20 protein-coding genes and 1 pseudogene are annotated in these 25,440 nt (G+C 31.0%); 13 read left to right on the plus strand and 8 right to left on the minus strand.

The genetic code is table 11. From position 1 onward, the window contains the following. Positions 1-117 precede the first annotated feature (117 nt). Genes Q9968_RS04435 through Q9968_RS04445 form a run of 3 tightly spaced genes read right to left on the minus strand, consistent with a single transcriptional unit; the run spans position 118 to position 1,840 of the window. Positions 118-555 carry a molybdenum cofactor biosynthesis protein MoaE gene (locus Q9968_RS04435; protein WP_305513864.1) on the minus strand — a complete coding sequence of 146 codons (438 nt, stop codon included), beginning with the start codon at positions 553-555 and terminating at the stop codon, positions 118-120. A 33-nt stretch (positions 556-588) separates the two neighbouring features. Continuing rightward, positions 589-1,122, minus strand: a complete 534-nt coding sequence (locus Q9968_RS04440; RefSeq protein WP_305514350.1) for a nicotinamide-nucleotide adenylyltransferase — start codon at positions 1,120-1,122, stop codon at positions 589-591. A gap of 7 nt (positions 1,123-1,129) precedes the next feature. Beyond that, a complete protein-coding gene (locus Q9968_RS04445) occupies positions 1,130-1,840 on the minus strand; it encodes a hypothetical protein (RefSeq protein ID WP_305513866.1) in 711 nt (236 codons plus the stop codon). 88 nt (positions 1,841-1,928) lie between these two features. Here Q9968_RS04445 and Q9968_RS04450 point away from each other — a divergent pair, with 88 nt between their 5' ends. From Q9968_RS04450 to Q9968_RS04485, 8 genes are all read left to right on the plus strand, one after another. Continuing rightward, the gene (locus Q9968_RS04450) at positions 1,929-2,594 is read left to right on the plus strand and encodes a hypothetical protein (protein ID WP_305513868.1); all 666 of its coding nucleotides are present in this window, start codon (positions 1,929-1,931) and stop codon (positions 2,592-2,594) included. Beyond that, on the plus strand, positions 2,595-3,107 hold the full coding sequence (locus tag Q9968_RS04455; protein ID WP_305513873.1) for a DUF367 family protein: 513 nt from the start codon (positions 2,595-2,597) through the stop codon (positions 3,105-3,107). Positions 3,108-3,288: 181 nt separating this feature from the next. Next, entirely contained in the window at positions 3,289-3,435 is a 147-nt protein-coding gene (locus Q9968_RS04460) for a 50S ribosomal protein L40e (protein WP_305513876.1), read from the plus strand. A gap of 447 nt (positions 3,436-3,882) precedes the next feature. After that, a complete protein-coding gene (locus Q9968_RS04465; protein WP_305513877.1) occupies positions 3,883-4,635 on the plus strand; it encodes a geranylgeranylglyceryl/heptaprenylglyceryl phosphate synthase in 753 nt (250 codons plus the stop codon). Positions 4,636-4,698: 63 nt separating this feature from the next. Then, positions 4,699-5,769 carry a DNA double-strand break repair nuclease NurA gene (locus Q9968_RS04470; RefSeq protein ID WP_305513878.1) on the plus strand — a complete coding sequence of 357 codons (1,071 nt, stop codon included), beginning with the start codon at positions 4,699-4,701 and terminating at the stop codon, positions 5,767-5,769. Beyond that, positions 5,763-7,265: an ATP-binding protein gene (locus tag Q9968_RS04475; RefSeq protein WP_305513880.1), complete on the plus strand. Its 1,503-nt coding sequence runs from the start codon at positions 5,763-5,765 to the stop codon at positions 7,263-7,265. The genes Q9968_RS04470 and Q9968_RS04475 overlap by 7 nt, the downstream gene beginning before the upstream one ends. A gap of 243 nt (positions 7,266-7,508) precedes the next feature. After that, positions 7,509-8,741, plus strand: a complete 1,233-nt coding sequence (locus tag Q9968_RS04480) for a DNA repair exonuclease (protein WP_305513881.1) — start codon at positions 7,509-7,511, stop codon at positions 8,739-8,741. After that, positions 8,738-11,485, plus strand: coding sequence for an SMC family ATPase (locus Q9968_RS04485; protein ID WP_305513883.1), 2,748 nt, complete (start codon positions 8,738-8,740; stop codon positions 11,483-11,485). The genes Q9968_RS04480 and Q9968_RS04485 overlap by 4 nt, the downstream gene beginning before the upstream one ends. Before the next feature lie 19 nt (positions 11,486-11,504). Here Q9968_RS04485 and Q9968_RS04490 read toward each other — a convergent pair whose 3' ends face one another. Then, the gene (locus tag Q9968_RS04490; protein WP_305513885.1) at positions 11,505-11,900 is read right to left on the minus strand and encodes a nuclease; all 396 of its coding nucleotides are present in this window, start codon (positions 11,898-11,900) and stop codon (positions 11,505-11,507) included. Positions 11,901-11,999: 99 nt separating this feature from the next. On the opposite strand from Q9968_RS04490, the gene Q9968_RS04495 reads away from it, so the two are divergent. From Q9968_RS04495 to Q9968_RS04505, 3 genes are all read left to right on the plus strand, one after another. Continuing rightward, positions 12,000-13,280 carry a Mur ligase family protein gene (locus Q9968_RS04495; RefSeq protein ID WP_305513887.1) on the plus strand — a complete coding sequence of 427 codons (1,281 nt, stop codon included), beginning with the start codon at positions 12,000-12,002 and terminating at the stop codon, positions 13,278-13,280. Between the two features lie 68 nt (positions 13,281-13,348). Further along, the gene (locus Q9968_RS04500) at positions 13,349-14,530 is read left to right on the plus strand and encodes a hypothetical protein (RefSeq protein ID WP_305513888.1); all 1,182 of its coding nucleotides are present in this window, start codon (positions 13,349-13,351) and stop codon (positions 14,528-14,530) included. A gap of 28 nt (positions 14,531-14,558) precedes the next feature. Beyond that, entirely contained in the window at positions 14,559-15,212 is a 654-nt protein-coding gene (locus Q9968_RS04505; RefSeq protein ID WP_305513889.1) for an NTP transferase domain-containing protein, read from the plus strand. Here the strand turns inward: Q9968_RS04505 and Q9968_RS04510 are convergent. The 3 genes from Q9968_RS04510 to Q9968_RS04520 are packed head-to-tail and all read right to left on the minus strand — an operon-like array spanning position 15,204 to position 19,584. Further along, positions 15,204-15,881, minus strand: coding sequence for a DUF169 domain-containing protein (locus Q9968_RS04510; RefSeq protein WP_305513890.1), 678 nt, complete (start codon positions 15,879-15,881; stop codon positions 15,204-15,206). The two genes, Q9968_RS04505 and Q9968_RS04510, sit on opposite strands and share 9 nt — an antisense overlap. A 28-nt stretch (positions 15,882-15,909) precedes the next feature. Next, positions 15,910-17,130, minus strand: a complete 1,221-nt coding sequence (locus Q9968_RS04515) for a PD-(D/E)XK nuclease family protein (RefSeq protein ID WP_305513892.1) — start codon at positions 17,128-17,130, stop codon at positions 15,910-15,912. 9 nt (positions 17,131-17,139) lie between these two features. Beyond that, on the minus strand, positions 17,140-19,584 hold the full coding sequence (locus Q9968_RS04520) for a DEAD/DEAH box helicase (RefSeq protein WP_305513894.1): 2,445 nt from the start codon (positions 19,582-19,584) through the stop codon (positions 17,140-17,142). A 332-nt stretch (positions 19,585-19,916) separates the two neighbouring features. Between Q9968_RS04520 and Q9968_RS04525 the strand changes: the two are divergent. Further along, positions 19,917-22,463, plus strand: a pseudogene (locus Q9968_RS04525) (DEAD/DEAH box helicase); the annotation flags it as partial. A gap of 305 nt (positions 22,464-22,768) precedes the next feature. On the opposite strand, the gene Q9968_RS04530 reads toward Q9968_RS04525, so the two are convergent. Further along, positions 22,769-23,908, minus strand: a complete 1,140-nt coding sequence (locus tag Q9968_RS04530) for an aldo/keto reductase (protein WP_305513898.1) — start codon at positions 23,906-23,908, stop codon at positions 22,769-22,771. 364 nt (positions 23,909-24,272) lie between these two features. Between Q9968_RS04530 and Q9968_RS04535 the strand changes: the two genes are divergently transcribed. After that, positions 24,273-25,349 carry an NAD(P)-dependent alcohol dehydrogenase gene (locus Q9968_RS04535; protein ID WP_305513900.1) on the plus strand — a complete coding sequence of 359 codons (1,077 nt, stop codon included), beginning with the start codon at positions 24,273-24,275 and terminating at the stop codon, positions 25,347-25,349. Positions 25,350-25,440: the final 91 nt, after the last annotated feature.

A 25,440-nucleotide genomic window follows, 5' to 3' on the forward strand; every position in this document is an offset into this window, starting at 1 on the left:
TATTAAAATAACAAAAATAATTACTGCTGCTTTTAAAAGTGTTTTTAGATTTTTCACAACAGCATAAATAATTAAGAATAATATAATTACTCTTATTATAAACATTATTGTCAAAATTTAACCTCCTGCAAGGATAGTTTTTGTACCTTCTTTTGAAATTTCTTCTTTTTTGAATTCAACATCGTATTTTACAGTTTCAATAACTTCTTTTAATGCATCAAGGGTTTCGCCACGATGATTACCAAGTACCGCTACTAAAAATAACATATCGCCGGTGTAAAATTCACCGATATAATGGATAACAGATATTTCATGAACATTATATTTGATCTTAGCATTTTCAACAATTTTTTCAATTTCTTTTTGAGTTTTTTGTTTGTCCGGTGTTGTTAAAATCAACTTTTCTAAATGCATGTTTTCTTCTTTTCCACGTACAATTCCTTCAAATGTAAAAATCGCACCGGAATAATCAATTTTATTACTTTTTTTTAAATTAGCTATTAGATCGGCTGTTGTAACTTTATCTTCTTTTGCTTCAATAACTCTTACAACCATAATAATCTCCTCTAATAAATTCTATAACTTATGTTATATATCACTTACTTCCTTAAAAGATAAATTTTTAATTCTTTCAACACCGTCAATTTCATTAATTAATTTAACTGTAGCATTGGGAACTAGTTCCTGCCAGTTTTCATCATTTAAAATTCTACGTCTAACTTCGGTACCAGATAAGTGCAAACGGTCATATAAAAGAGGTTGTCTAACCTCATATCCTTCCTCTTTAAATAATTGTTTAACTAAGGGATTGCCTGAATAAACAATATTAAATGGAGGGGTTAGCATTTTAATATGAGATGGCCATACAGCATTGAAATTAATGTCTTGCATTGGAATAATATAATACTTGGAGTGATCAATATTTTCTTCTGACAGTGCTTGAGTCATCATAACCATTCTTTCACCTGCTGTGAACGGGTCTTTAACTTCATGACTTAACTGTGCACTTCCAATACCAATAACAATCTCATCTACTTCATTTAAAATCTGTTTAATAACTTCCACATGTCCATTATGGACAGGTTGCATACGACCAACTAAAATACCACGTTTTTTACTCATCATATTATCACGGGCTTAATTTATCTAAACAATTGATTAAATTCACTGCAGTTTGATGTTTTTGAGTCATGGAATCTATAATGCTTGTTTCCATAAGTAAAGTGTTAATGCCTTTTTTTGCAATCGGTTTTGTAACCTTTTCAGGACTGGTACCTTCAGGGAACTCATAGTCAACAAGATTAACGTCTCTAGTTAAATTAGAGATGTAGGAATCAATTTTATCAGTCCTATTGGATAAGCTAAATATAAAATTAGAATATTCATATGTTGGATTAATCTCATGAATATCAATTACTAAAAACGGATTGTCATCTTTAATATTAGGAACAATGTATTTATTAGCTAGTTCTTCACCAGCTGCACGAGTTTCATCATGAGAGGTTATGTTCTCTTTTGTTTTAACGTAATAAATCACGTATTTTTTAGTTAAATTCTGAGTACTATTTTCTGAAGTAATATTGTAAATGGTCTTGTTGATTTCTTCATGAATCTCATGCTCTCTTGGATGAACACCTAAAATTATCCCGATGGTTTCGTTAGAAGAGGTATTGCCTGCTACAACCTTATAAACAGTACCATTAACATTACTTCCAACACGTTTAACATTGTAGGTATTGTCAGGGCTTTTAGTAACATCACCAATAATAATTGTTAAATTAATAACTACAATAGCTATTAAAATTATAAGTAATATCTGATATTGGATTTTCTTATTCATACAAATAACCTACTTAAATATCTAACTAAACTTATATTAAAGACTTTTTACTAAAATTATATTATTAACTATTATAGGAGTATTTTTAATGGAAAATAAAAATATAATTATAATTGCAGTAGTGGTTGTTGTGATATGTATAATTGCAGCAGTGGTTTTTTCTACTGGAATGTTAAACGGTGAGAAAGCTGCACCAACTAATACTACTCCATTCAAAACAAAATTCATGGAAGGCAGTTTTGTTGGAAATGTCAGCTTAGAAGATGATGAAAAAGAGTTCATGCATTCATATAAGGATAAAAAAAATAAAATTACATATAATATATCTACAGTTGATAATTCTGAAGAGTTAATGGATATTTATTACTTGCAAGGAATAATGAATCCAGAAAAAAGAAATATCAACGGTAATGATTGGAATATTTACTTCTCTCAAGCGGTACCTGGAAACGATACTAAGTCTAATGAGACAATGAATATTATAATTTGCCAGTCACAAGGTGAAAAGCAAGGTTATTTAATCTACATGATCATTGATAATGATTCAAAAATTAATGCAACATTAAATACCTATGGCGAGTCTTACACTGATTTTGTTGAGCCATTACTTGAAAGTATAACTTTAAAAGAATCTAAAAATGTTCCTAAAATTTATGAAGAGTTTGGATTAACCAAAGATCAGTTTAATGAACAAATGGATTTGATTAAGGAATACAAAGCAGGAAATACTTCTGCGTTGAAAGGTAATGGTTAGATGAAGATTACAGTTTTTCATGCAAATGAATGTGATAAGAAGAAATGTACATCCATTAAATTAGCAAAAATGGGTAAATGCAGGCTTGTTAATAATATTAATAAGATTCCTTCAGGTGCAATTGTTCTAAATCCTTATGCTGAAAAAGCTGTATCCTATGAAGACTACCGTCATGTCCAAAGAAGAGGAATTGTGGGACTTGACTGTTCATGGAATGATGTGTCAAGTTCTAAAAAATTCTTCTCTTTATCTAAATACCATAGGTCTCTGCCTTTTTTAATTGCAACTAATCCGGTAAACTATGGAAAAGCTTGTATATTATCAACTGTTGAGGCAATCAGTGCAACTCTTTACATTACACGTTTTAAAGAGGAAGCTATTGACTTAATGGAGGGTTATAAATGGGGTCATACATTTATTGAACTTAATTATGATTTACTTGAGGCTTATAGTGAAGCAGATACCAGTGCAGAAGTTGTAAAAGCTCAAAACGAATTTTTAGTTACTGAATAAAATTGTTTGGAGTGTATTTCTTCTGTCTTTCTATTTTTTTTATTTAATTAAATTTTTTCTTATTTTAACACATTTAACTAAACATTTAAATACTATTAAATTAAGATAATTAATTAATAGTTATGTGTGGCATAACAATTTAATTTTATTAAGTTTTCATGATTCATAGGAGGAGTTATTAATGGCAAGATTTGAAGAAGCAGAAAACAGAATGTTTAATGTAAAAATCTGCTTAAAATGTAATGCTCGTAACCCTGCTGATGCTACTACTTGTAGAAAATGCGGTTACAAAGGTTTAAGATTTAAAGCTAAAGAACAAAGAGGATAGGTTTATTATTCTCTTATTTATTTACTATTTTTATATTTGGTGTTTGCCAAAACTAGTTTTAGCAGGCATGTTGGTTTTTTATTAGATTACTTTTGCATCGGGTTTTAACTGATTTGTTGCGGACTCTTTTTGGAAGAAATTTTTTAAATCTTCTGGTGTTTTCTATTTATTGTAGTATTATCTATTGTATTTGTCCTTTTATGGTTCTATAAATTCGTTTTATTTGTAGTGTTATTTTGAAGTATCCTTCAATATGGATTGCAAATGATTAAATAAACATGATGCTGTCATGGCAATTAGACGGTGCCTTATAAAACTTGCAAAAATTCAAATTCAATCTACTGGCAGTATTTTCAATCAAAATAATAATGCCTTAAGTTTCTAGGAATGCCCATTATTATAAAACATTAAATATTATTTTAAACAAAACTATTTTTAGGTATTCTTATGAAAAACATTGAAAATTATATTAGAGAAATACTAAAAAGTCGTAAACTTCATTTTACTTTAATAGATCCTGATGAACAAAGCCCAGAAGAAGCCTTGAAAATTGCAACTGAAGCTATTGAAGGTGGAACTGACGGTATTATGATTGGAGGTTCAACTGTTAATGGTGTTGATGTTGACAATACATGTAAAATATTGTCTGAAAACATTGCGGTGCCAATTATTATTTTTCCGGGAAATACTAGTAGTGTAAGTAAATATGCTGATGGAATTTTTTATATGAGCTATGTTAATTCAACTAATCCTTATTGGATTAACGGTGCACAAGCTCTTGCAGCACCTTCAGTTAAAGCTGCTGGAATCGAAATATTGCCTATGGCGTATATGGTTGTCGAACCTGGCGGAACTGTCGGTTGGGTTGGGGATGCTAAATTAGTACCTAGGAATAAACCCAAAATACCGGCCATTTACGTAATGTCTGCTGAAATGTTTGGGTTAAAATTCTTTTATATTGAAGCAGGTTCCGGTGCGGATAAACCAATTCCTCCAGAAATGGTAGCTTATTCCAAAAAAGCAACTGACAATATGATTATTGTTGTTGGGGGAGGGATACGTGATGCTAGAGCAGCATATACTGCAGCTAAAGCAGGTGGAGACATCATTGTAACAGGCACTATTGTTGAAGAAGTTGATGATGTTAAAGCTAAAATCCAAGAATTAACTGGAGCTATCTTAAAAGCTTCTATGGAGTAGTTTTCAACTGCTCTTGCTAAACTTTTTTTTAATATATTAATCTATTATTTAATTAGTGATATTATGTTAAATTCATTATATGAAAAGGCCATTGCTAAAAGAGGATTTATCAGGGATATTGCTTCTGAAGTGGATGTTGATTCAAAATTAAAATATAGATGGTTTGAAAGGCAGATAGGTGAAAGTACTGCTAAATTTTCGATTGCAGCAGGAGATGGGAGTTTTAATAAGAAAAAATTCTTAACTACTAATTTCTGCGCCGTTGGTGCTGAATCAATTATTTATGATGGTGAGATTAAAAAAATTGATGATTCAGACATTTTTGATGTTTCTCATGTATCATTTCTTGATGAACTTTTAAGTACATATATGGCAATTTATGAGTTAAAATGTGCTTTAAGAGCAATTAAAGATTATGATGCGGATTATTATATGTTTGACGGATCAATTCTTGGAGATTTGGAGAATGCTTTTCCAAGAGGTGCTAAATTACCTAAAAAACTTAAAGATAATTTGGATGATTCATTTTTGGCCGAGTTTGAGAGAAGATTGGATGTTAGGCATTTTGGTTTGGTATTTCCTGAACTTAGAGATTCATTAAAGTTAATGGAACTTCCAAAAGAAGATATTGACAAAACAGAGGAATATAATCTTCATCTGGCTTCAATTGAAAAAATAATTTTATTAAAAGAAATTTTACAGTATAGAAAAAGAATAATTTCAATTTCTAAAACTTCATCGGACAATGAACTGTTCCATTGGAATATTCCAGACATTGCATTTCTTGATAAATTTACAAAAAAGCAAGGAATGACGGTCATTGAACATAGGAAAGTTTATAAAAATGCTGCTTTTCAATTTTTCAATGATTTTTTTAAGAGTTTGACATTTACAATATTTTATGTGCGTTTTCAAGATAATAAAAATGTTTTAAAAGTTGAATTGCCGTACAGGGCAACAAATGAGGAGGTATTTGAGATTATTCGTAAAATTAATGTGTTGTCTGTTCAAGGTTATCCTTATCTTTTAAATAAAGCTCATAATGATGTTGTAATAACTGATAGGAACATGAAAGAATTAATGAAAATATCTAAAATTTACGAGACAACAAATAGGGAAGTGATGTCATGGTAGTTGGAATCTGTGTTGGTGAAACTAATTTAAATGAAGTAACATTTATTTCTAATAAAATGCCACAAGTTGGTCAATATGTAACAATGGAATATGATGGAAAAAGAGTATTGGGTATGGTTGAAAATCTGGTAAGGGGCAATGACGCTTTAAATATTGATATTAATGATTTTAAAGCAATTCAAAAAATCTCTAAAATTGGTGTAGAGGATAATTACATTCGTGGAAAAGTAAAAATCCTTGGAGATGTAAAGGATAATTTGAGACTACCAAGAACTCCTGTCCTTCCGGGAACTGAAATCCAACTAGCTGATGCAGATATTTTAAAGGAAATATTTAAAGTTGCAAATCCGATTAATCTTGGAACATTAGTTAATCAAAGCAATGTGGATGTTACTGTTGATGCAAATCCAATCCTTTCAAGACACTTGGCTATTCTTGCAATGACCGGTGCAGGTAAGTCAAACACAGTATCTGTATTGATAAATCAGTTATTGTCGTATAATGTGCCAGTATTTGTATTTGATATGCATGGGGAGTATAAAGGAGCACAATTCCCTAATGGTGATGTTAATGTAATTAAACCAAAAATAAATCCTAAATTCATGACTTTTTATGAAATCAAAAAGTTAGTTAACATTTCAAGTAATGCATATATTCAGGAAAGGCACTTTAGAATGGCATTTAAAGAAGCTAAAAAAAGAATTGAAGATGGTGTTGCTCATGAAAATAACTTCCTGCAATTAATATATGATATCTTAGAACATAATTCACAAGTTGAAGGGTCAGATAAACAGATTGTTGATGTTATGAATAAAATTGACGATTCCATGGATAAATATTCTAATTTATTTGACCAATACACTGGAAATATTTTAACATCAATTAAAAAAGCCCATGTAAATGTCTTAGATTTGTCCCAAGTTGATGAATCAGTTGCAAGTGTTCTTGTAAGCCATATTCTTAGAAACTCCCTTCAAAAATCTAAAGATGCAGCTCATAGTAAAAATAAAGAAGAGCTACTTGACAATGCGGTATTTTATATTGTTGAAGAAGCTCATATTTTAGCTCCAAACAAACGTGATTCAGACTCAAAACGTTGGATTCAAAGAGTTGCAAGAGAAGGGCGTAAATTCGGTTTAGGTTTATGTTTAGTAAGTCAATCACCGAAAACTGTTGATCATGATGCATTATCCCAAATGAATAATATGATCATTTTGAGATTAGTTGAACCAGAAGACCAAAAACATGTTCAATCAGCAAGTGAAAGCTTATCCCAGGACCTAATTAATCAGCTTCCATCTTTAAATGTTGGTGAAGCTGTTGTCCTAGGTTTGATGACAAAAATTCCAACACTGGTTAAAATTGACAAATTCCAAGGGCGTACTCATGGAGATGACATGGATATTGCTTCATACTTCAAAAATTCACTTAAAAAAGAAGCTGAAGAGTTAGAAAGGCAAGAAAATGAACTTTTAGACATGGGATATGATTATTAATCCCATTTTTTTCATATTTTCACTAGAGAACTAAACACCATAATTTATAAATTTTTCATTATTTTCATTTGAAAAAAATTTACATGAAAATACTAATTTTAACACACTTAAATCAATTTTTAATACATTGCAAATGCTCTCTTAGCAAACTATTAAATATAACGTAAACTAAAGTATTACACATTAAATACTTGTTAAAGTGTTTAAATTGGTTATATACATAAAATAAAAGAAGGTAATATAATGAAATTTGCACATTTAGCAGACACTCATTTAGGGTACCGTCAATATGGTTTATTTGAACGGGAAAAAGACTTTTATGAAGTGTTTGAAAAGGTCATTGATAAAATAATTGAAGAAAATGTTGATTTTGTAGTACATAGTGGTGATTTATTTGAAACCGCAAGACCTTCACCCATGGCATTATTAACCTTTCAAAAAGGTTTATTAAAACTTAAAGGTGCAGGAATTCCCATGTATGCAATAGCTGGCAACCATGATATTGTAATGCGCAAAGGATCAATTCCTCCTCAAGTTATTTTTAAGAAATTAGGTTTAAAAGTAATTAGTACTATTAACCCTACATATATGCATGGAGATATTCTCATTGCAGGTCTACCATACTATCCGGCATCACATGCTAAAACATTGAAAAGTAAATTAGCCGAGTTATCCGAAAAAGCATCTCACCATGAAAAATCTATTTTACTGTTACATCAAGGAATAGATAAATACTTCGGATATAATTATGAATTGGAGATTGGTGAGATTCCCGATAATTTTGACTACTATGCTTTAGGCCATATTCATAAATATGTCAATGATAAATGTGGTAAAGGAAGATTAGTTTATCCGGGTTCAAGTGAAATCTGGAAAACCTCTGAAATTCCGGATTATTTGGAAAATGGTAAAGGTTTTGTTGTTGTTGACTTAGAGGGTCCAAAACCTGTTGTTAAAAGAGTTAAAGTTGATATTCCAAGAGAATTTATAAAAAGATCTCTTGATTTCAATGATTTGGAAAGTGGAATTGCAGGTATTAAAGAGACTATTAAAGACTTTGATAAAAAGCCTATTTTGAATTTAATTATTAATGATGTTGACTCAGACACTAAAGGAGTATATGATATTATTAAACAGGAATTAGGGGATTTATCTTTAATGATTAGACCCACATTTAATATGGTCGGTCAAACACTAATTGATCCATCAAATGCTAAAAAAGTAGGTCCGGAACAGCTTTTAGTCAATCAACTTAAAGTATATGGCAATAGTGATGTGGATGCATTAGCTATTGATTTATACAGATTATTATCCAAAAATAAAAGTGATGAAGCTAATGAATTAATTAATCAATTCTATAATGAGCATTATGCTAATGTTGTTGAAGAAGTAGAATTTAAAACAGAAGAGATTATAAAAGAAAAACCTTCTAAAAAACAAGAAGTTCAAGCAACCTTTAAGGAGGACGTGGAATGATTTTCACAAGATTAAAATTAAACAATTTCAAATCCCATGAACACACGGTAATTAATTTTAATAAAGGAATTAGTGTCATTGTTGGTGAAAATGGTGCTGGAAAATCAACAATCCTTGAAGCCATCAGTTTTGCATTATTTAAACAACATACTGCAAAAAAAATTGATGATTTAGTTAGAAACAATGCAGAATCCATGTCTGTTGAATTAGAATTCATATCTAATGGAAGAGAGTATAAAATCGTCCGTGATAAAAAATCCAATTTAAAATCTTCAATATTTAAAAAAGCATCCTCTGAAGGAGGATATATGCATATCTGCACTGGAGATAAAGAAGTTTCTAATGAAATTCTCCAAGTTCTCGACATTGATTCTGATTTGTTCTTAAATGCAATTTATATTAGGCAAGGTGAAATTGCTGAATTGGTTGACAAGACTCCAGCTGAGAAAAAACAGTTAATAGGTAAGTTATTAGGTCTTGATTCTCTAGAGATTGCATGGAAAAACATTTTGCCATTTATCACCGATTATCAAACCCAACTTGCTAATTTGGAAGGCAAACTATATAATTCTGAACAATTGGTTGATGATTATAAAAGTAAACGGCTAGAGTTAGATGCTCTTAAAGATAAGGGTCATGAACTTGAAGAACAACTTATTGAAGTTAATTCCATATTAGGAGACATGTCTGAAAGTAGACGCAATATGGAAATTGAAAAAGAGATTCATGAAACTCAAGTTAATAATCTTGAATCTGAAAAGAAAAATTTATCTAAACTAGAAAATGACAAACATAGAGTTCAGGAAGGCTTAGATGAAATTCGTAAAGCTGAAGAGGAAATTGAAAGATTAGAAAAATTTGTTTCAAAATTAGATGTTTATCTTGACTTTGAAAAGTCAGTGTCTAGTATTCAAAGATTAAAAGAAGAAGAAAGGGAAATTGAGGAAAAATTAGCTTCAATTTCTAACCAACAGATAATCATTTCAAATAAAAAAGAGGGTTATAATAATTATATTTCTTCTGAAGAGGAGATTAATAAATTAAATAACCAAAAAACCAACTTTGAAAAGGAATTAGCTGCAATGGCTAAACTTGAAAAGGATAAAAAGGATTTATTAAAACATATTGAAGAAGAAAGAAACGATATTGAAAATTTCTTTTCAAAATCTAAGGATAAATTAGATGATAATGGTGTAAGTCAAGACGAATTGGCTGAAATTGATGATTTTAATAATTTAGATGAGTTTACCTCTAAATTTATTGATGAAACTTCAACTAAAATAGATGATTTATCAAAGGATATCATTGCTAAAAATGAAGATATTGTTGTATTTAAGCAAAATATTAAAGCTTGTAAGAAACCATTAAAAGAATTAGACAGTATTGATAATAAATGTCCTGTTTGTCAATCAGATATTAGTTCTTTAAAGAAAAAAGAGTTAAATAAACATTATAATTCTGAAATTCAAAAGAATGAAAAATTAATTTCTCAAAATGAGGAAACTGTACGTTTGTTAACTAAAAATAAAAATAGTTTTGATGAAAAACTTGAGTTATTATCTGATTTATCTAAACAAATTGTCGAATACAAACATGAAGTTCAGCATGTGCAAGATGAACTAGTTAGGTTGAATAAAATAGATGAAGAACTTGAAGCTAAAGAATATATTAGCAATAAGCTTGGTGAGCTCATATTAGTCATTGCTAATAAAAAATCTGATCGTGAATCTTTCAAAGAAAGCCATGATTCATATATTCAAGCTAAAGGTGCACTTGATGCATTAGGTAGTGAAACTGAAGCTCAGTACAAATTAAAACAGGTTAAAAATGAAATTGATAATCATGTTACTAATATTAAATTAGCGATTGAACAAGATCCTCATTTGAGTAGTGATATAAGTCCTGAAGAACTTCAAAAACGTATTGATGATTTAAAACAGAAAACTGATGAATACAATCAACTTAAAGGTTTTATTCAAAATAAACAATCGTTAATGACTCAACTTGATTCAGTTAAGGAAGATATTGGCATGTCTTTAAACCAAATTGACATTACTGAAAATAAAATTGCAGCTTCTGCATATGACCAAGATAAATTCGAGCAGATCTTATTTAATTATGAGAGATATGAGAGAAGAAAAAGTTCTATTTCAATTGAACTTTCAGAAATTAAAGGTCAGGCACGTGAATCTATTAAGGTTATTCAGGATTTAACAGAGAAAATTACAATTTCTAATAAATTCCAACAAGAATATAATGATATAAGTGATTATATTAATTTACTTTCTCATATCAGGAATTTATACAGTAAAAATGGTATTCAAAAAGATTTAAGAAATATTTCAAAACCAATGATTCAAAAACACACTAAAGAATTCTTTAACGAATTTAACTTTAATTATTCTGATTTGACAATTGATGATGAATATGATGTGACTGTTTATGGTCCTGAAGGTGAATCATCAATGAGCATGGTCAGTGGCGGTGAAAAAATTGCTATTGCTCTTGCTTTAAGATTAGGTATTACTCAAGCAATGGCTAATGGTGAATTGAATACTATTTTATTAGATGAGCCTACAATTCATTTAGATGCTTCTAGAAAACATGAATTAATTAATTTATTAAAAGAAATGTCTGCATTGCCTCAAATGATTATTGTAACTCATGAAGCCCAACTTGAAAATGCTGCGGATAATTTAATAAAAGTTGAAAAAGAAAATGGTATTTCAAGAGTAATAATGTAAAATTTTCATTATTACTTTTCTACATTGTTTCTGGTGCATCTTTAATTGAATCCAGGATACAATTGGCGTTCCATCCAACAATTGTAGCTGCATTTTCTTCTAATTTTTCTGGAACTTCTTCTACTCCATATGGTCTAACAAGAACAATTGGAATTTCATATTCTCTGCTTGCCTTAAGCAAATCTTCAAACATCTCTTTATTGTCATTGTAAAGGCCGGATAACATGATTATCCTATCTACTTTTTTATAAAATTCTTCTCCAGCACTTGAGTATGAGCCGGACATCGATTCTTTCCATTTAAAATCCACTTTTGAATAAAGTCTTTCTCTAAATTGTCCGTATTCATTATTTTTATCAATGCCTTGTGTAATAATTAAATTGTAAATTTTATCGTCTTTATCATCTTCAAACATTTAAAACACCTTGCTTATGTATATAATATTATGGTATAAAAATATTTATTAGTTTTAAAATTTAAGATTATAATAGAATTATATAAGGAATTATTTTTTATGAAAGCAGCAGTAATCGGATTAGGTGTTGAAGGAAAAAAAGCTGTAAATTCTCTTTTACAACATGGTTGGGAAGTTTATGCTACTGATTTAAATATTCATGTTGATTTGAATGGTTTGAATTTGCCAGTTTTAGACATGAACATGATTGATGATAAACAAACAGTTTCTATCGTAGGAGATAAAATAACTGTTGATTTAGGTTTCACAAATTCATATGCTATTGAAGAATGTGATGCAATAGCTTTTAGCCCTAGCATGTTTGGAGGCTCTTTTGCTAATAAGCTATTGAAAAATGGGCAATTATTGAGTGATGTTTTAGATAGGCACAAAGATATTTTCACTATTGGAATAACAGGCACTAATGGTAAAACCACCACTGTCCATATGATTAAAAGTATTTTGGAAAATGCCGGTCGCAAAGTATTAATTGGTGGAAACGGAGGAGGAGGTTTTTCAGGATATTATGATTTGATTTTGGAAGCTCAAGAAGGAGATTATGATATCTTACTAGTTGAAGTTTGTGATATGACCTTGGATTTTGCTGATTATTGTTTTGACTTTGATATGGTGGGTTTGACCAATATTGGCAATGATCACATGGATGTTCACAAAACTATTGCCAATTACAAAAATTCTCTTGTTAGATTTTTTAAGGACAAAACAATATTTACAGCATTTAATCAAGATTTCAATTCTGATTTTAAAGAAGCTGCAAGGGATTCAATTTCTTATTTTACTTATCAGGATGAATTAAAGTTAATTGGTAAATTTAATTTGCTTAATGCAGGTCTTGCAACTGCCATTGCCCGTGAACTTAAGATATCTAAAGAGGTAATTAAATCAGCACTTGCTAATTTTGAGGCTGTTGAAGGCAGATTGGATGTTTATAAAATTAATGATGCTGCTGTTTATGTTGGTAAAACAGATAATTCAGATGCTTTGGCTTCTGTTTTAGCTGAAAAAGATTTTTATGCTTTATTTATTGGCACTCCAAGAAATAATGAATTTCACCGTCTTGATATTTTAGATGTTGCAGTTAAATATAATCCTGAAGTCATTGTATTGTTCCCTGGTCTTGATGATACATTGGACATGGCAATTTATCGACTTAACTCCTTAGGTTACATGGGAAATATTATTACTGTAAATACTCTTGACCAAATTATAGGATTGATTGCAGAGTATTCTCATGAAGAAGCTATTTTAATCGGAGGTAATGGTCAAAATGTCATTATTGAAATACAAGAAAGGGTTAAAGAAATTTCTGAGAAACTTTGACCTTTTAAAAACCTTTTTATAATAGTTTTTATATATTAACATTAATGTATTCTTATTGGGTGTATTAAATGAGTCGTAGTTGGAGAAAAATTTCTATTGCAATATTTATATCATTAATTGTTTTGTGTGTTTTTCTTGCAGTTTTCAATTCTGCAAGTGCTAATTATACTGCAGCGTCCGTAGCTGAAAATTATAATCTTCCTATTGGTCAATCCATGTTTGAAAATCAATCTATAGTCGGTACAACATATCCTGTTGAGGTTCCACTAGTTTCCAATATAGGATTTTTAACCCATCAACTTCAAACATTTGATCTAAAAGGTCTATTGATGTCATTTACAACAGGAGCGGTTCCATTTGATTTTACAACTGTTTCAGGAGAGGGTATTGATTCTTACGGAAATGTAGTAGATGTTGAGGGTCCCGGATTTTTAACTTATTCTGGAGATAAGTTAGTTGTAAAAAAACCAGATGATTATGTATGGGCTTACAGTGCTCCATATAAATGGTTAAAAAAAACAGAATCCGGTGTGGATGTTTATGAAAATGGTACAAAAATCAAATCTGTCCCTGTTGGGGAAATTAAAAATTTAGATTATAGTAATGAGTATTATAATGCTTCTACAATAGCTAGCTGGTATAATTATGATGCTGTGGTTGGTTCCACATTTACATTAGAGAAAGGAATGGTTGATCTTTCTGATGGAAGAAATAATATTACTTCTCAGGATGTTCCTAAGATTTTTGGTCAAAGTACAGTGGATTATGCTTCTGAATATCCGACAGGATCTCCAATTTTATTATATGCTGGAAATTACACTGAAGAGGCCGGTGAAGTTTACGGTACTAGTTTAGGTTCTCACCCTGAATATGGGGATGGTGCAAGGGAAATTAATGCAAGACAATTCGTTAATGCATGGAATGGAACTGTAATTCCTCCTAATTCAACTTCAAGTGGTAAAGATTATGTTTACTTTGAATCTGCAAGCGATGCTTCAGCACCTGGCGGAAGTGCAGCCCATGGAGTTTGCCCATCTGCAAGAGCTTTAAGAGCAGCTGTAACTGCTGAAGGATTTGATTTGCCGGTAGGTATGACTTGGGATGAAGATACAGTATTGTTTGGTTTTAATCCGGCTCAAGGTATCACTGTTTATAATAATCATGATTATCCGGTTAAAATCAACATGTGGACTGAAGGTTCAGGAACTGGAATGGGTATTTATGCCCAAATTATAAGATATGTCAAATAATCAATATATCTTATTTTTTTTCTTTTTCATGTCAATTTCAACAATTATTACTGCTGCAGGCAGGAATTCTCGAATGAGGGATGACCAACTTTCACGTGGTCTTAAAATAACTAATAAGCTAATTTTACCATTCAATAATAAAACGATTATAGAAACGACAATTGATAATGCATTATCCTTGGATATTGATGAATGTATTGTAGTACTTGGTCATTATGCTAGTGAAATAAAAGACGCTATTTTTGATAATTACAAAGATAAGGTGAAATTCATAGAAAACAATCCAGTTGATGTGGGTCTGTCAATCTCATTATTCAATGGTTTATCAAGCACCACTTCTGATTTTGCATTGTGCATTACTGGAGACCAACCAACAGTGTCAACCGAGACTTTTAGAAAAATGATTGAAGTATCTCAAAACTCAGATGATCCTTATAAAACAATATCTATTTTGAGAAGAAGAAAAACCGGATTACTTGATACTGCTGAGGGATTGGGCATGCCCTTTGTAGCACCTAGAGAAAATCTAATGGATTATTTAGAAAACGAGAACGACAATTTAAATCCAATTTTGCACAAAATATTTGAGGATGGATATGAGTTTTATGGAATAAAAGAAAAAAATGAAAAAGAGTTATTAAATATTAATCATTATGATGATTATTTAACTCTTTTAGATTGATTCAAGGCCAGAAATGACCTCTTCGATTTTAGCTTTACTGATGCCAACTGTTATTTCCTCATCTTTAATATCTGCTGCCTTTCTAGAACCGTCACAACCTAACGTGAAATTAATTCCATTGTCTAAGTATGGATTTGCAAATGCATCGCCACATAATGATTGAATACCTGCAAAGGATGATGTAATTTTTTCTCCAGTTTTATAAACTATACTTTGTGCAAGTTTCATTCCACCAACAGGTTCGGTAATGATTTGAATAACGTCTGGTTCGAAACTAGCTTCATCTAAAGGGGCATAAACCATAGCCCAACTTAAATCTTTAATAATTGAAAGTTTGTGAGTGAGCTTTTTAGCGGTTTTTAAATCTTGAAATCTGCCTAATGAAAAGTATTTTTCACCATTTGCTAATTTTTCAGGCATATCTCTAAGTCCAATAGCTCCTGCTCCACCTAGACATAATTGCTCATTAATTGTTGAGTAGAATTTATTGCCTAATGATGCTTTTCTAACCATTTCGCAGTGTCTGATTTTTTCATCAATTAAATCATAACCTTCAGGAAGGTCTGCTTTGGTTTTAATCAATTTCATTGCTACTGGTTTTGCATCGAGTTTAATTTTGCTTTCGATTATTTCACAGTATTTTCGATTTTTTTCTAAATTATTAGTCATACAATCACTCACTGTTACAATTTATAGATTATGGAATTTTAATATCTTTCGTTTTAACACTGTTATTTTTACAGAAAGTCCTGAAATCGCATGCGCTGCAGGTTCTTTCGTCTGAATCTGCTTTCCAGGCCTCTTGAATTCTACAACCTTTCATTTCTCTGATTAATGAATCTTCAATATCCGCTACAACACTATCAAACTTCACAAGAGCATAATCCTTTTCCTTTTCATTGACATTAATAATCCTTATGGACCTATTGATTTTGAATTCATCACTTAAATCGGGAGCTTTATCATCTTCCTGCCAGTTTAGGATTAGCTCAACATCACTTTCAAATTCAGCTCCAACATCAGTTAGATCATTTTTAAGTTCTTCTTTAATTAAAGCCAAATCCTCTTTTGACGGAACAAGTTCATTTAAATAAAAAATAATCCCGGCAACAATGGGTTTTGCATCTTCTTGTTTAGATCTAAGCCAGGAATAAGTTAGAATTTGTTGTTTATGAGTTTCCCATTTATCTTCAGCTTTAGAATCATTCATTATTGTTGGAGGTCTTTTCATTCCTTTATAGTCAATAATTATCTCATAATCCTCAATATCGCCATGTTGTGATGTGTTCTTTTGGAAACTGGGGTCTTTTTTAAGAAATTCAATAATTGTGTTGTTGAAATTATCCAGATTGCTTTGCTCTAAATCATTGATTTTCATTGATGTCAAAACATCTACAACACCATTAATCCCATAATAATTGGATCTGCTTGTTTTTTCATTATAATTGGGCATCTTTCTAATGCCTTTGATTAAAAGCTCTGATGAATCAATTAAGGGGAACAAGTCTTTTCCCCAAACGTTAATGGCTCTTTCAGCTCTTGCGCTGGCTAATTTTTTATGGTCATGTTCATTTAAGTCATCTACTTCCGGATGATTTGCTTTACTGAAAAACAAATCCTCATCGTAAGAGTATAGGCCTCTAACTTGCAATCTCAAATCAATTTGTTCCTCAATAGGCCTTATATCTTCTTTCCAATCCCATGGAAATGAATTCTGTTTATATTTCCATTCAAGAAATGCTTCCTCAAGCACTCCATGAATAAATTCTCCAAACCATCTTTGGACAGGTTTTGAAGGGGGAAGCGTTCCTTTATTTTGATAGCGATATTGCAGATTACAAGTTAAAAATGAAAGCAAATCTCCTGTTAAACTGTATTCTGGTATCTTATAGGGTTTTGATTTTGATGGTAATTTCACTCTATCACCTTAAACTAAATATATTTCATTAAATCCAATGTATTTTTCATCTCTGCTCCATCCAAGGGCGATATTTGGAATATCAAAGTGATTGTTTCCTTTTTCATATCCTTGAATTGCTGGATTAAGTCCAACTAGCAACAATACACTTTCTGCTCTTGAAAATGCAACAAAGTATAATCTTATTAGATCGTCAAATGACCTATCTTTTTCACTTCTGGGGTTTGCTCCAAGTGAGCTGTGCTTTCTAATTGCATCTTCAATAGTTATTTTTTCTTTTTTGGATTTGGGGAATCTCAAATTCTGAGTTCCAATGTCGTTCTTTTTAAATTTAGATCCCACATCAACAATAACTAATGGGAATTCCAGTCCTTTTGATTGATGAATCGACAATACATTTATCCTATCTTCAGGTAACGTTTCAAGTAAAGATTCATCAATACTGATTCCTCCTGTTGAAAGAGGAATAAATATGTTCCATAATGCTTCCAGAATAGAATCTCTTTCTTGTTTTTTATTTCTAAATGATATATTTGAGTGATAATCATTGAAAAATCCAGTTTGGGTGATTGATTTGGTTATTGCTTCGAGATATACAATCCCTTCAACATCATCTTGTAATTCTTCAATCCATGTTGTCAGTTTATATGCAAGTTCCATTAAGCTAGCGGTTTTAGGCCATCTGTCGTGTCCTCTAGGTCTTCTAAGTTGCCAGTAGGTAACAAATTCAGATAATGTAATTGGACTGCGAGGTTCTGGGTTTAATTTAATATACTCTCTAGCTTTAACTCGCCATATGTTCATATTTCTTATAGCTAACTTTGGAATTGTTTTATCATTTGACTGGATTTCTGCTTCAGGATCAATACATTCAAGTATTAAACCACAGAAGATTCCAACATTATCAATCTCTTGAAGGTCAAGTCCTCTTGGGTTAAACATTTCAATGGGATTTTTAAATCTTTTAAGATTTTTTCTCAGTTGATAGAGAAATGACCTATTCCCATATTGAATTTCTTTTGGAGAAAATGATAAAATAGCGATGTCGGCTGCAGAACCATAATCCTTATCTAGCTTAAGTCTTATTTTTTCCATTTCCTTTCCTTTTGCTAGATTTTCATTTTTCAACTGTTGAAGCTGAGCAATGTTTATTGCACCATCCATTTTCTCATAATACTCTTTATTTAAAACTTGCAGAACTTTTAATTCAGCTTCTCCTTTATTTACAAGGTTGTTTATAAGTTTTGCCAGATCCATTGATAGCATTTCAGGATTGTTTCTAAACATTCCCAAAATCGGCATTCTGTCCTTTTCAAAATCGGGAGCTATAATTTTAGGTTTATTCTCTACTCGGGCATTTTGATATTCCATATCTAGTTCTGCAAATTGATTGCAATGGGCAATAATATTTTCTGTTGAACGGTAATTGGTTTGAAGGTTGATTTCTTCAACATCAATTCCTAATCTTTCTTTAATACGTTTTTGATAGTTTGTGAACAAATCCACTGTTGCTCCTCTAAAACGATATAGGGATTGGTCATCATCACCTACTACCGTGATGTTTCCATTATTTTCAAGAGCCCTTTTTGCTATTGTAAAGTAAATGTCCTCTTGAATAAGGTTAGTGTCCTGATATTCATCTATTAAAACAATTTTAACTTCATTTAAAAAGAGTTCTAACTCTCCATTTTTTAATTTATTTAAAAACAGTGATTCTAACATTGCAAAATCAATTGTATTTCGTTTACTTAAAGTTGTTTCATATTCTTTAATACAATCAAGTGCTAATTGTTGACCGCTGCCTTTTTCGGTTTTTTCATATAATTCTTCAAGGTCTACTTGGTCATAGAAGAGTCTATTTTTAATTTTCATGAGTATTTCGCTCATTTTTGATGGTTCTTTCAGTTCAGCTCTGCCGCTTAATTCTTTAAGGAATTCTACTAATTTCTCGTTACGATATGTTTCATCTTCAATAAGAATTCTCATCATCGCCGAGTTTGCAACAAATTCTTCAATAACTATGGCTTGATTTTCACCAGGTTTTTTATTATCTCTGAGTAATTCCTCAGCAACACTATCAGTTGTTCCTATTTTAATTTGGTTGAAATCAATCCTATCAATTTTCAGGAGGTTATCGAAGTTTTCATCATCAATATTGTCAAGTAAATAATTTTTAATTTCATCTCCCCAACCAAGGATTCTTGAATATAATTCTTCAGCGGCTTTTCTTGTAAATGTTGTTGCTAATATTTCATTTGGATTAATATCGTCAACAAAAATATATTTTAATATTTTAAGTACCATTACTGTTGTTTTTCCAGAACCGGGGCCTGCAACGATAAATAATGATTTGTTACTTTCAGTCAATATTGCCTTTTGCTGATTTTTATTTGAAGAGATATCCCTTTTCAGTATATCCACCACGATGTCTTCAAATTCATCATATGAAATCATTTTTTATACCTCTTATTTTAATTTATGTAATTATCTTATTTATATAATCATAGAGAGAGCGTTTGGAAAGTATTTGAAATTTAAGTAAATAATCGTCATAATCTGGATTTAACTGATTTATATATGATAATAACAGCATATTTGCCGGAATAATATCCTGCTTTTAAGTTCACTCTAGAAGCAAATATTGCTTCTAACTTTTTTCACTTAAGCTGTTTAAAAGATTAATCTAAGTAAATATTGCTTTTAACTTACATATTTTTTAAAATAATAAGCTTTAAATATTAATTGAATTCATATACTAATTATTAATTTTAATTTTAGCTGATATTATGGATGACATTGAAAATATTGACATGTTTAAAAATGATGTTCGATTTAGGGAAAATATAGCCCATATCGAAACCATACCGGCTAAAAAGGCTAGTTTTAAAAAAGTGGATAACTTAAGTGAAATAATTGTTTCATACTTAAAATCAAAAGATGTGAAATTATACCAACACCAAGCTGAAACTTACGAAGCTATCCAAAACGGTGAAAATGTTATAATAACAACACCAACAGCTTCAGGTAAAACTCTCGCTTTTAATCTGCCTATTATGGAGACAATGATAGAGGATAAGGATGCAACAGCATTATATATTTATCCGGCTAAGGCTTTGTCAAATGACCAACTGCACATTTTGGAAAATCTTGAAGAAGAATTAGATATTAAAATCAATCCAAGGACTTATGATGGGGATACTCCAAGAGAGGATAAAAGAGGAATTCGTGAAAAATCAAGAATCGTCCTGACAAACCCTTATCAACTACATTTAATATTGTCTTGGCATCATCAATGGTCAAAATTTTATAAAAACTTAAGATATATTGTTATTGATGAGTCACATTACTATAAAGGGGTGTTTGGTTCAAATGTAGCATTTTTAATTAAAAGATTAAAAAGAATAGTTAATTTTTATGGTGCTTATCCCCAGTTTATCCTATCCTCTGCTACATTATCAAATCCTTTAGAGTTAGCTAACCGTTTAACTGGTGAGGAATTTGCCTTGGTTGATAGAGACACTTCTCCAAGTGGTGAGAAGGACTTTATTTTATATAATCCATTTAAAAATTATGTTCGAAAGAAAAATAACACGCAAAATGCTCCATCTGTACATATGGAAACCGTAAATATCTTCATGTATATGATGTTGAAAAATATTCAGACATTATGTTTTACCGTTTCAAGAAAAACAACGGAATTAATTGCAATGTGGGCTAAAAAAGACATGATACAAGTTAAAGGTAAATTGGCTCATAGAATTGCAGCTTATCGTGCAGGTTATCAAGCTAGTGAAAGACGTGAGATTGAAAGAGGTCTTAAAAGTGGAAAATATTTGGGAGTCACTTGTACAAATGCTTTGGAATTGGGCATTAATATTGGTTCGCTTGATGCGGTTATCATATCAGGTTATCCCGGAACCATGATTTCAACATGGCAACAGGCAGGAAGGGCTGGAAGAAGTACTCAAAAATCTCTAGCTGTTTTAATCGCCTTTGAAAATCAACTTGATCAATACTTTATGAATAATCCAGAGTTTTTCTTTGATAAAGCTCATGAAAATGCAATTATCGATTTGAAAAATCCGATTTTACAAGAAGCTCATCTTTTATGCGCTGCTAAAGAGTTGCCTCTTCAAAGGGGAGATGCAGAGAAATATTTTGATATTTCACAAAATGTCATTGACAAGCTAGTATTAAATAAAGATTTGAATGAAAATCATAGGGGAGACTTCATCTATCCTTATGACGATAATCCTGCAATGGACCACTCTTTAGATCAAATTTCCAGTGAAGAATTTAAGGTAATGAATAATGGCAGATTATTGGAGACAATGGAGCGTTCACAAGTTTACCGTGAAGCTCATGAAGGGGCGATTTTAATTAACAAAGGAGATACCTATGTGGTCAATAGCGTTAATTTAAAAAACGGATTTGTTAATGTATCTAAAGAATCTGTAGATTATCATACAATGGTTTTAAATCAAACGGATATCAACATTAAAAATAAATTGTCAAAAACAAAATACGGCAATCTCACAATTCATTTTGGAGAGCTTACAGTAAGTGAAGATTACTTCAAATACAAAAAAATGCACTTTTCAAAAGCAATCGGAACCTATCCCTTGGAATTGCCTCCATTGAAGTTTAATACTAAGGGATTGTGGTTTACAATACCTAAAAAAGTAAAGGATACTCTTGAAGACATGTTTCCAAATGATGAGGAAGTATTTGCAGGAGGCCTTCATGGAGCTGAACATGCTTTAATTGGATTGTTTCCATTGCATACTATGTGCGATAGGTTTGATATTGGTGGACTTTCAACTAGTTATCATGAAGACACACAGGAAGCTACAATTTTTATTTATGATGGCTATGAAGGAGGAATTGGAATTTGTGAAAAAGCAGTTGATGTATTTGTCGAGCTTTTAAATTCCACAATTGACTTATTAAACAATTGCCAATGTCAAAGTGGTTGTCCATCTTGCATATACTCGCCAAAATGTGGAAATGATAATAAACCATTACATAAAAATGCTACAAAGTTTATTCTAAATTATATGCTTGATTTAATCTCAGACAATACTGTCTCTTTAAAGGAAGACGTTTTTGAAGAAAATGATGAATTTGGAGAAGCTTTAGAGTTATATGGTAAATGTGATTATTCAGCTTCAAAAGATGTTTTGAATAATATTTTAGCTCATGATAATCGTCATGCTAAGGCATTAGCTTTAATGGCTCAAATATTGTATGAACAAGACCAAAAAGATATTGCATTAGTATTTGCAAAAAAAGCTCTCTCTTCAGATGGGTCTAATGAAATGGCTAATAACTTAGAGGCATTGCTTACGAATAAACATAAAAAAGAAACTGTCAAGTTAAATTCCCTTGATGATATCGATACTTTATATGAGGAAGCTTATGATTTATATGAGCAGGGCGACCTTGCTACTTCATCAGAAATCTTAGAAAAGCTCCTAGATTTTGATGATAGAAACTCAGAGGCACTTGCACTAATGGGCTTAATATACTATCACTCGGGAATATTCCCTAAAGCTGTAGGATATTATAAAAAAGCTTCTAAAATAAATAAAACTGGTGAAATGGTTCGTGAGTTGAAAATGAGGGTTTCCTAATGATTTCATGCATAAGGGCTAAAACCTTCTTCAAAGTGTTCGCATGCATTTTCTAACTCTTTTGGAATGTCTATTTTTTGAGTGCAATAATCTAGGCATGTTCCACAGTATGTGCATTCATCGGCAGGTACTTTTTCATCTCCTAATTTATCAAAGTATAATCTGTAAATGTTTGATTCAGGCTGGTTTTTATTTAAATTGTATAATGTGAAATATTCAGGAATTGGAATCATTTCAGGACATGCATCAATGCAGTATCCGCATTCACTACATGGTACTGCAACACTTTCTTTAAGTTTTAAAGCAATATTTTCTAAAAATTTACTTTCTTCATCATTCAGCACTTCAAAATTCTCAAATGTATTGCAGTTATCAAGTAGATCCTCCATTTTATTCATGCCGCTTAAAACAATTTTCACATGTTCAAGAGATGCACAAAATCTAAGTGCAAAACTGGCTATTGATTTGTTTGGATTGAATTTATTAAATTCATTTTTAATTTCATCATTTGGATTTATAATAACTCCGCCTTTTAGAGGTTCCATTACATAAACATCTAAACCATGTTTTACACACAATTCGTAACATTTGCTGGCTTCAATAGCCGGATCTTTCCAATCAAGGTAGTTCAATTCTAATTGGACAACATCTAAAATATTTGCATATTTATCTAGTACTTTTTCAAGTAGATCTGAGGTGTCATGGAAACTGAAACCAATTTTTTTAGCAATTCCATTTTCTTTCATTTTTTTAACATATTCAAATGTTTCATGTGATTCAGCTAATTTGAACCATGGTGTGTTGATGTTGTGGACTAAAAATACATCAAAGTAATCAATTCCAAGCCTTTCAAGCATTATAGCTACGAATTTATCATTATCTTCTTCGCTAGTCAGTGCCCATGTTGGCATTTTATCACATATTCTAAATGATTCACGAGGATATCTTTCAACTACTGCTTTTCTTATAGCCACTTCACTAACTCCATCATGATAAGCATAAGATGTATCGAAATAGTCAAAACCTTTTTCAATATAAATATCAACCATTTTGTTGAATAATTCCTGATTAATGGATGTTGGGTCGTCTTTGTCTGTTTGTGGCAATCTCATACATCCGAAAGCAAATTTTGATTTATAATTCATAATAATATTCTCCTTTAAGTTTTATTTAATCTGTAAATTATTTAAATGTTGTTAATAGCAACAGTATGAAAATATTGTTTTTTTTAAATTATATTAACTTTTTATAATATTTTTTTACATTATTTAAAAATTTTTTATTTTATTAAATATTCATTAGATTTAATTTTATAATATATTTTTTACATTTTTATTAAAAATTAAAAAATCCCGATTATTAATTACCCATATTAAAAATTTTGTTTATATAATTCAAAACAATAAAAATATTTATAAATAATATTCACCAATATTTAATTAAGTCATTATTTAATTTAACTGAAATTTGTTAATTGAAAATATGGCTTTTAATTTAGAGGTGACAAAAATGGCAACTTTTAAAGGTTTTGCAATGAAAAAAATTGGGGAAACTGGATGGGTTGAAAAAGAGGTTCCTGAATGCGGACCTATGGATGCAATTATAAAACCTACCTGTGTATCTCCTTGTACCTCAGACATTCATACTGTTTGGGAAGGAGCTATTGGCGAACGTACTGATATGATTTTAGGACATGAAGCCGTTGGTGAAGTTGTTGAAGTAGGTAGTTTAGTTACCAAATTTAAACCAGGAGACAGGGTTATCGTTCCAGCTATTACTCCTGACTGGGATGATGAAGCTGCTCAAAGAGGATTCCCTTCTCAAACAACAGAACCTCTTGGTGGTTGGAAATTCTCTAACTTTAAAGATGGAGTATTTGGTGAAAGATTCCATGTAAATATGGCAGATGCTAATTTAGCTCTTATGCCGGATGGATTATCCGATGAAGGTGCTTGTATGCTGGTGGATATGTGGTCTACTGGTATGATGGGATCTGAAAATGCTGATATTCCATTAGGTGGAAGTGTATTGGTTATTGGTATTGGTGCTGTAGGACTTTCCGCTATTGCAGGTGCAAAATTGTTAGGTGCAGGTAGATTATTTGCAGCCGGTACTCGTCCAATATCTGTAGAAGTGGCAAAGAAATATGGTGCAACTGATATTATTAACTATAAGGAAGGACCAATCGACGAACAAGTAAGAGAACTAACAAATGGGGCAGGTGTTGATTCTGTAATTATCGCAGGGGGTAATTTAGAAAACACTTGGAATGAAGCTATTTCATCCGCAAAAGCTGGTGGTACAGTTTCAAATGTAAATTATTTAAGTGGTGCAGATAATGTATTAATTCCTCGTGTAGAATGGGGATGCGGTATGTCTAACATTAACATTAAAAATGGATTATGTCCTGGTGGTGCTGTAAGAATGGAAAGACTTGCAGACTTAGCGTTAATGGGAAGACAAGATCCGGAGTTATTAGTTACCCACAAATTTGAAGGTCTAGATAAAATCGAAGATGCTTTGTATTTAATGAAAGAAAAACCAAAAGATTTAATTAAACCGGTTGTATTATTAGATTTAGATTAAATAAGAATTTATGTGATTTTTATCATTACATATTATTTAAAAATCTAGTAAATGAAAATCAGTATTATTGGAAAAGTTTTTTTTGTTAAGC

It is taken from the genome of Methanobrevibacter sp. V14, from assembly GCF_963082475.1.
In the GTDB taxonomy this organism is placed as follows: domain Archaea; phylum Methanobacteriota; class Methanobacteria; order Methanobacteriales; family Methanobacteriaceae; genus Methanocatella.

Bases quoted from the DNA above. Each gene is read 5' to 3' on its own strand.
- Q9968_RS04450 (WP_305513868.1), top strand. From the start codon at position 1,929: ATGGAAAATAAAAATATAATTATAATTGCAGTAGTGGTTGTTGTGATA.
- Q9968_RS04490 (WP_305513885.1), bottom strand. From the start codon at position 11,900: ATGTTTGAAGATGATAAAGACGATAAAATTTACAATTTAATTATTACA.
- Q9968_RS04500 (WP_305513888.1), top strand. From the start codon at position 13,349: ATGAGTCGTAGTTGGAGAAAAATTTCTATTGCAATATTTATATCATTA.
- Q9968_RS04435 (WP_305513864.1), bottom strand. From the start codon at position 555: ATGGTTGTAAGAGTTATTGAAGCAAAAGAAGATAAAGTTACAACAGCC.
- Q9968_RS04465 (WP_305513877.1), top strand. From the start codon at position 3,883: ATGAAAAACATTGAAAATTATATTAGAGAAATACTAAAAAGTCGTAAA.
- Q9968_RS04495 (WP_305513887.1), top strand. From the start codon at position 12,000: ATGAAAGCAGCAGTAATCGGATTAGGTGTTGAAGGAAAAAAAGCTGTA.
- Q9968_RS04510 (WP_305513890.1), bottom strand. From the start codon at position 15,881: ATGACTAATAATTTAGAAAAAAATCGAAAATACTGTGAAATAATCGAA.
- Q9968_RS04470 (WP_305513878.1), top strand. From the start codon at position 4,699: ATGTTAAATTCATTATATGAAAAGGCCATTGCTAAAAGAGGATTTATC.
- Q9968_RS04460 (WP_305513876.1), top strand. From the start codon at position 3,289: ATGGCAAGATTTGAAGAAGCAGAAAACAGAATGTTTAATGTAAAAATC.
- Q9968_RS04480 (WP_305513881.1), top strand. From the start codon at position 7,509: ATGAAATTTGCACATTTAGCAGACACTCATTTAGGGTACCGTCAATAT.
- Q9968_RS04505 (WP_305513889.1), top strand. From the start codon at position 14,559: ATGTCAATTTCAACAATTATTACTGCTGCAGGCAGGAATTCTCGAATG.
- Q9968_RS04530 (WP_305513898.1), bottom strand. From the start codon at position 23,908: ATGAATTATAAATCAAAATTTGCTTTCGGATGTATGAGATTGCCACAA.
- Q9968_RS04455 (WP_305513873.1), top strand. From the start codon at position 2,595: ATGAAGATTACAGTTTTTCATGCAAATGAATGTGATAAGAAGAAATGT.
- Q9968_RS04445 (WP_305513866.1), bottom strand. From the start codon at position 1,840: ATGAATAAGAAAATCCAATATCAGATATTACTTATAATTTTAATAGCT.
- Q9968_RS04475 (WP_305513880.1), top strand. From the start codon at position 5,763: ATGGTAGTTGGAATCTGTGTTGGTGAAACTAATTTAAATGAAGTAACA.
- Q9968_RS04535 (WP_305513900.1), top strand. From the start codon at position 24,273: ATGGCAACTTTTAAAGGTTTTGCAATGAAAAAAATTGGGGAAACTGGA.
- Q9968_RS04520 (WP_305513894.1), bottom strand. From the start codon at position 19,584: ATGATTTCATATGATGAATTTGAAGACATCGTGGTGGATATACTGAAA.
- Q9968_RS04485 (WP_305513883.1), top strand. From the start codon at position 8,738: ATGATTTTCACAAGATTAAAATTAAACAATTTCAAATCCCATGAACAC.
- Q9968_RS04440 (WP_305514350.1), bottom strand. From the start codon at position 1,122: ATGAGTAAAAAACGTGGTATTTTAGTTGGTCGTATGCAACCTGTCCAT.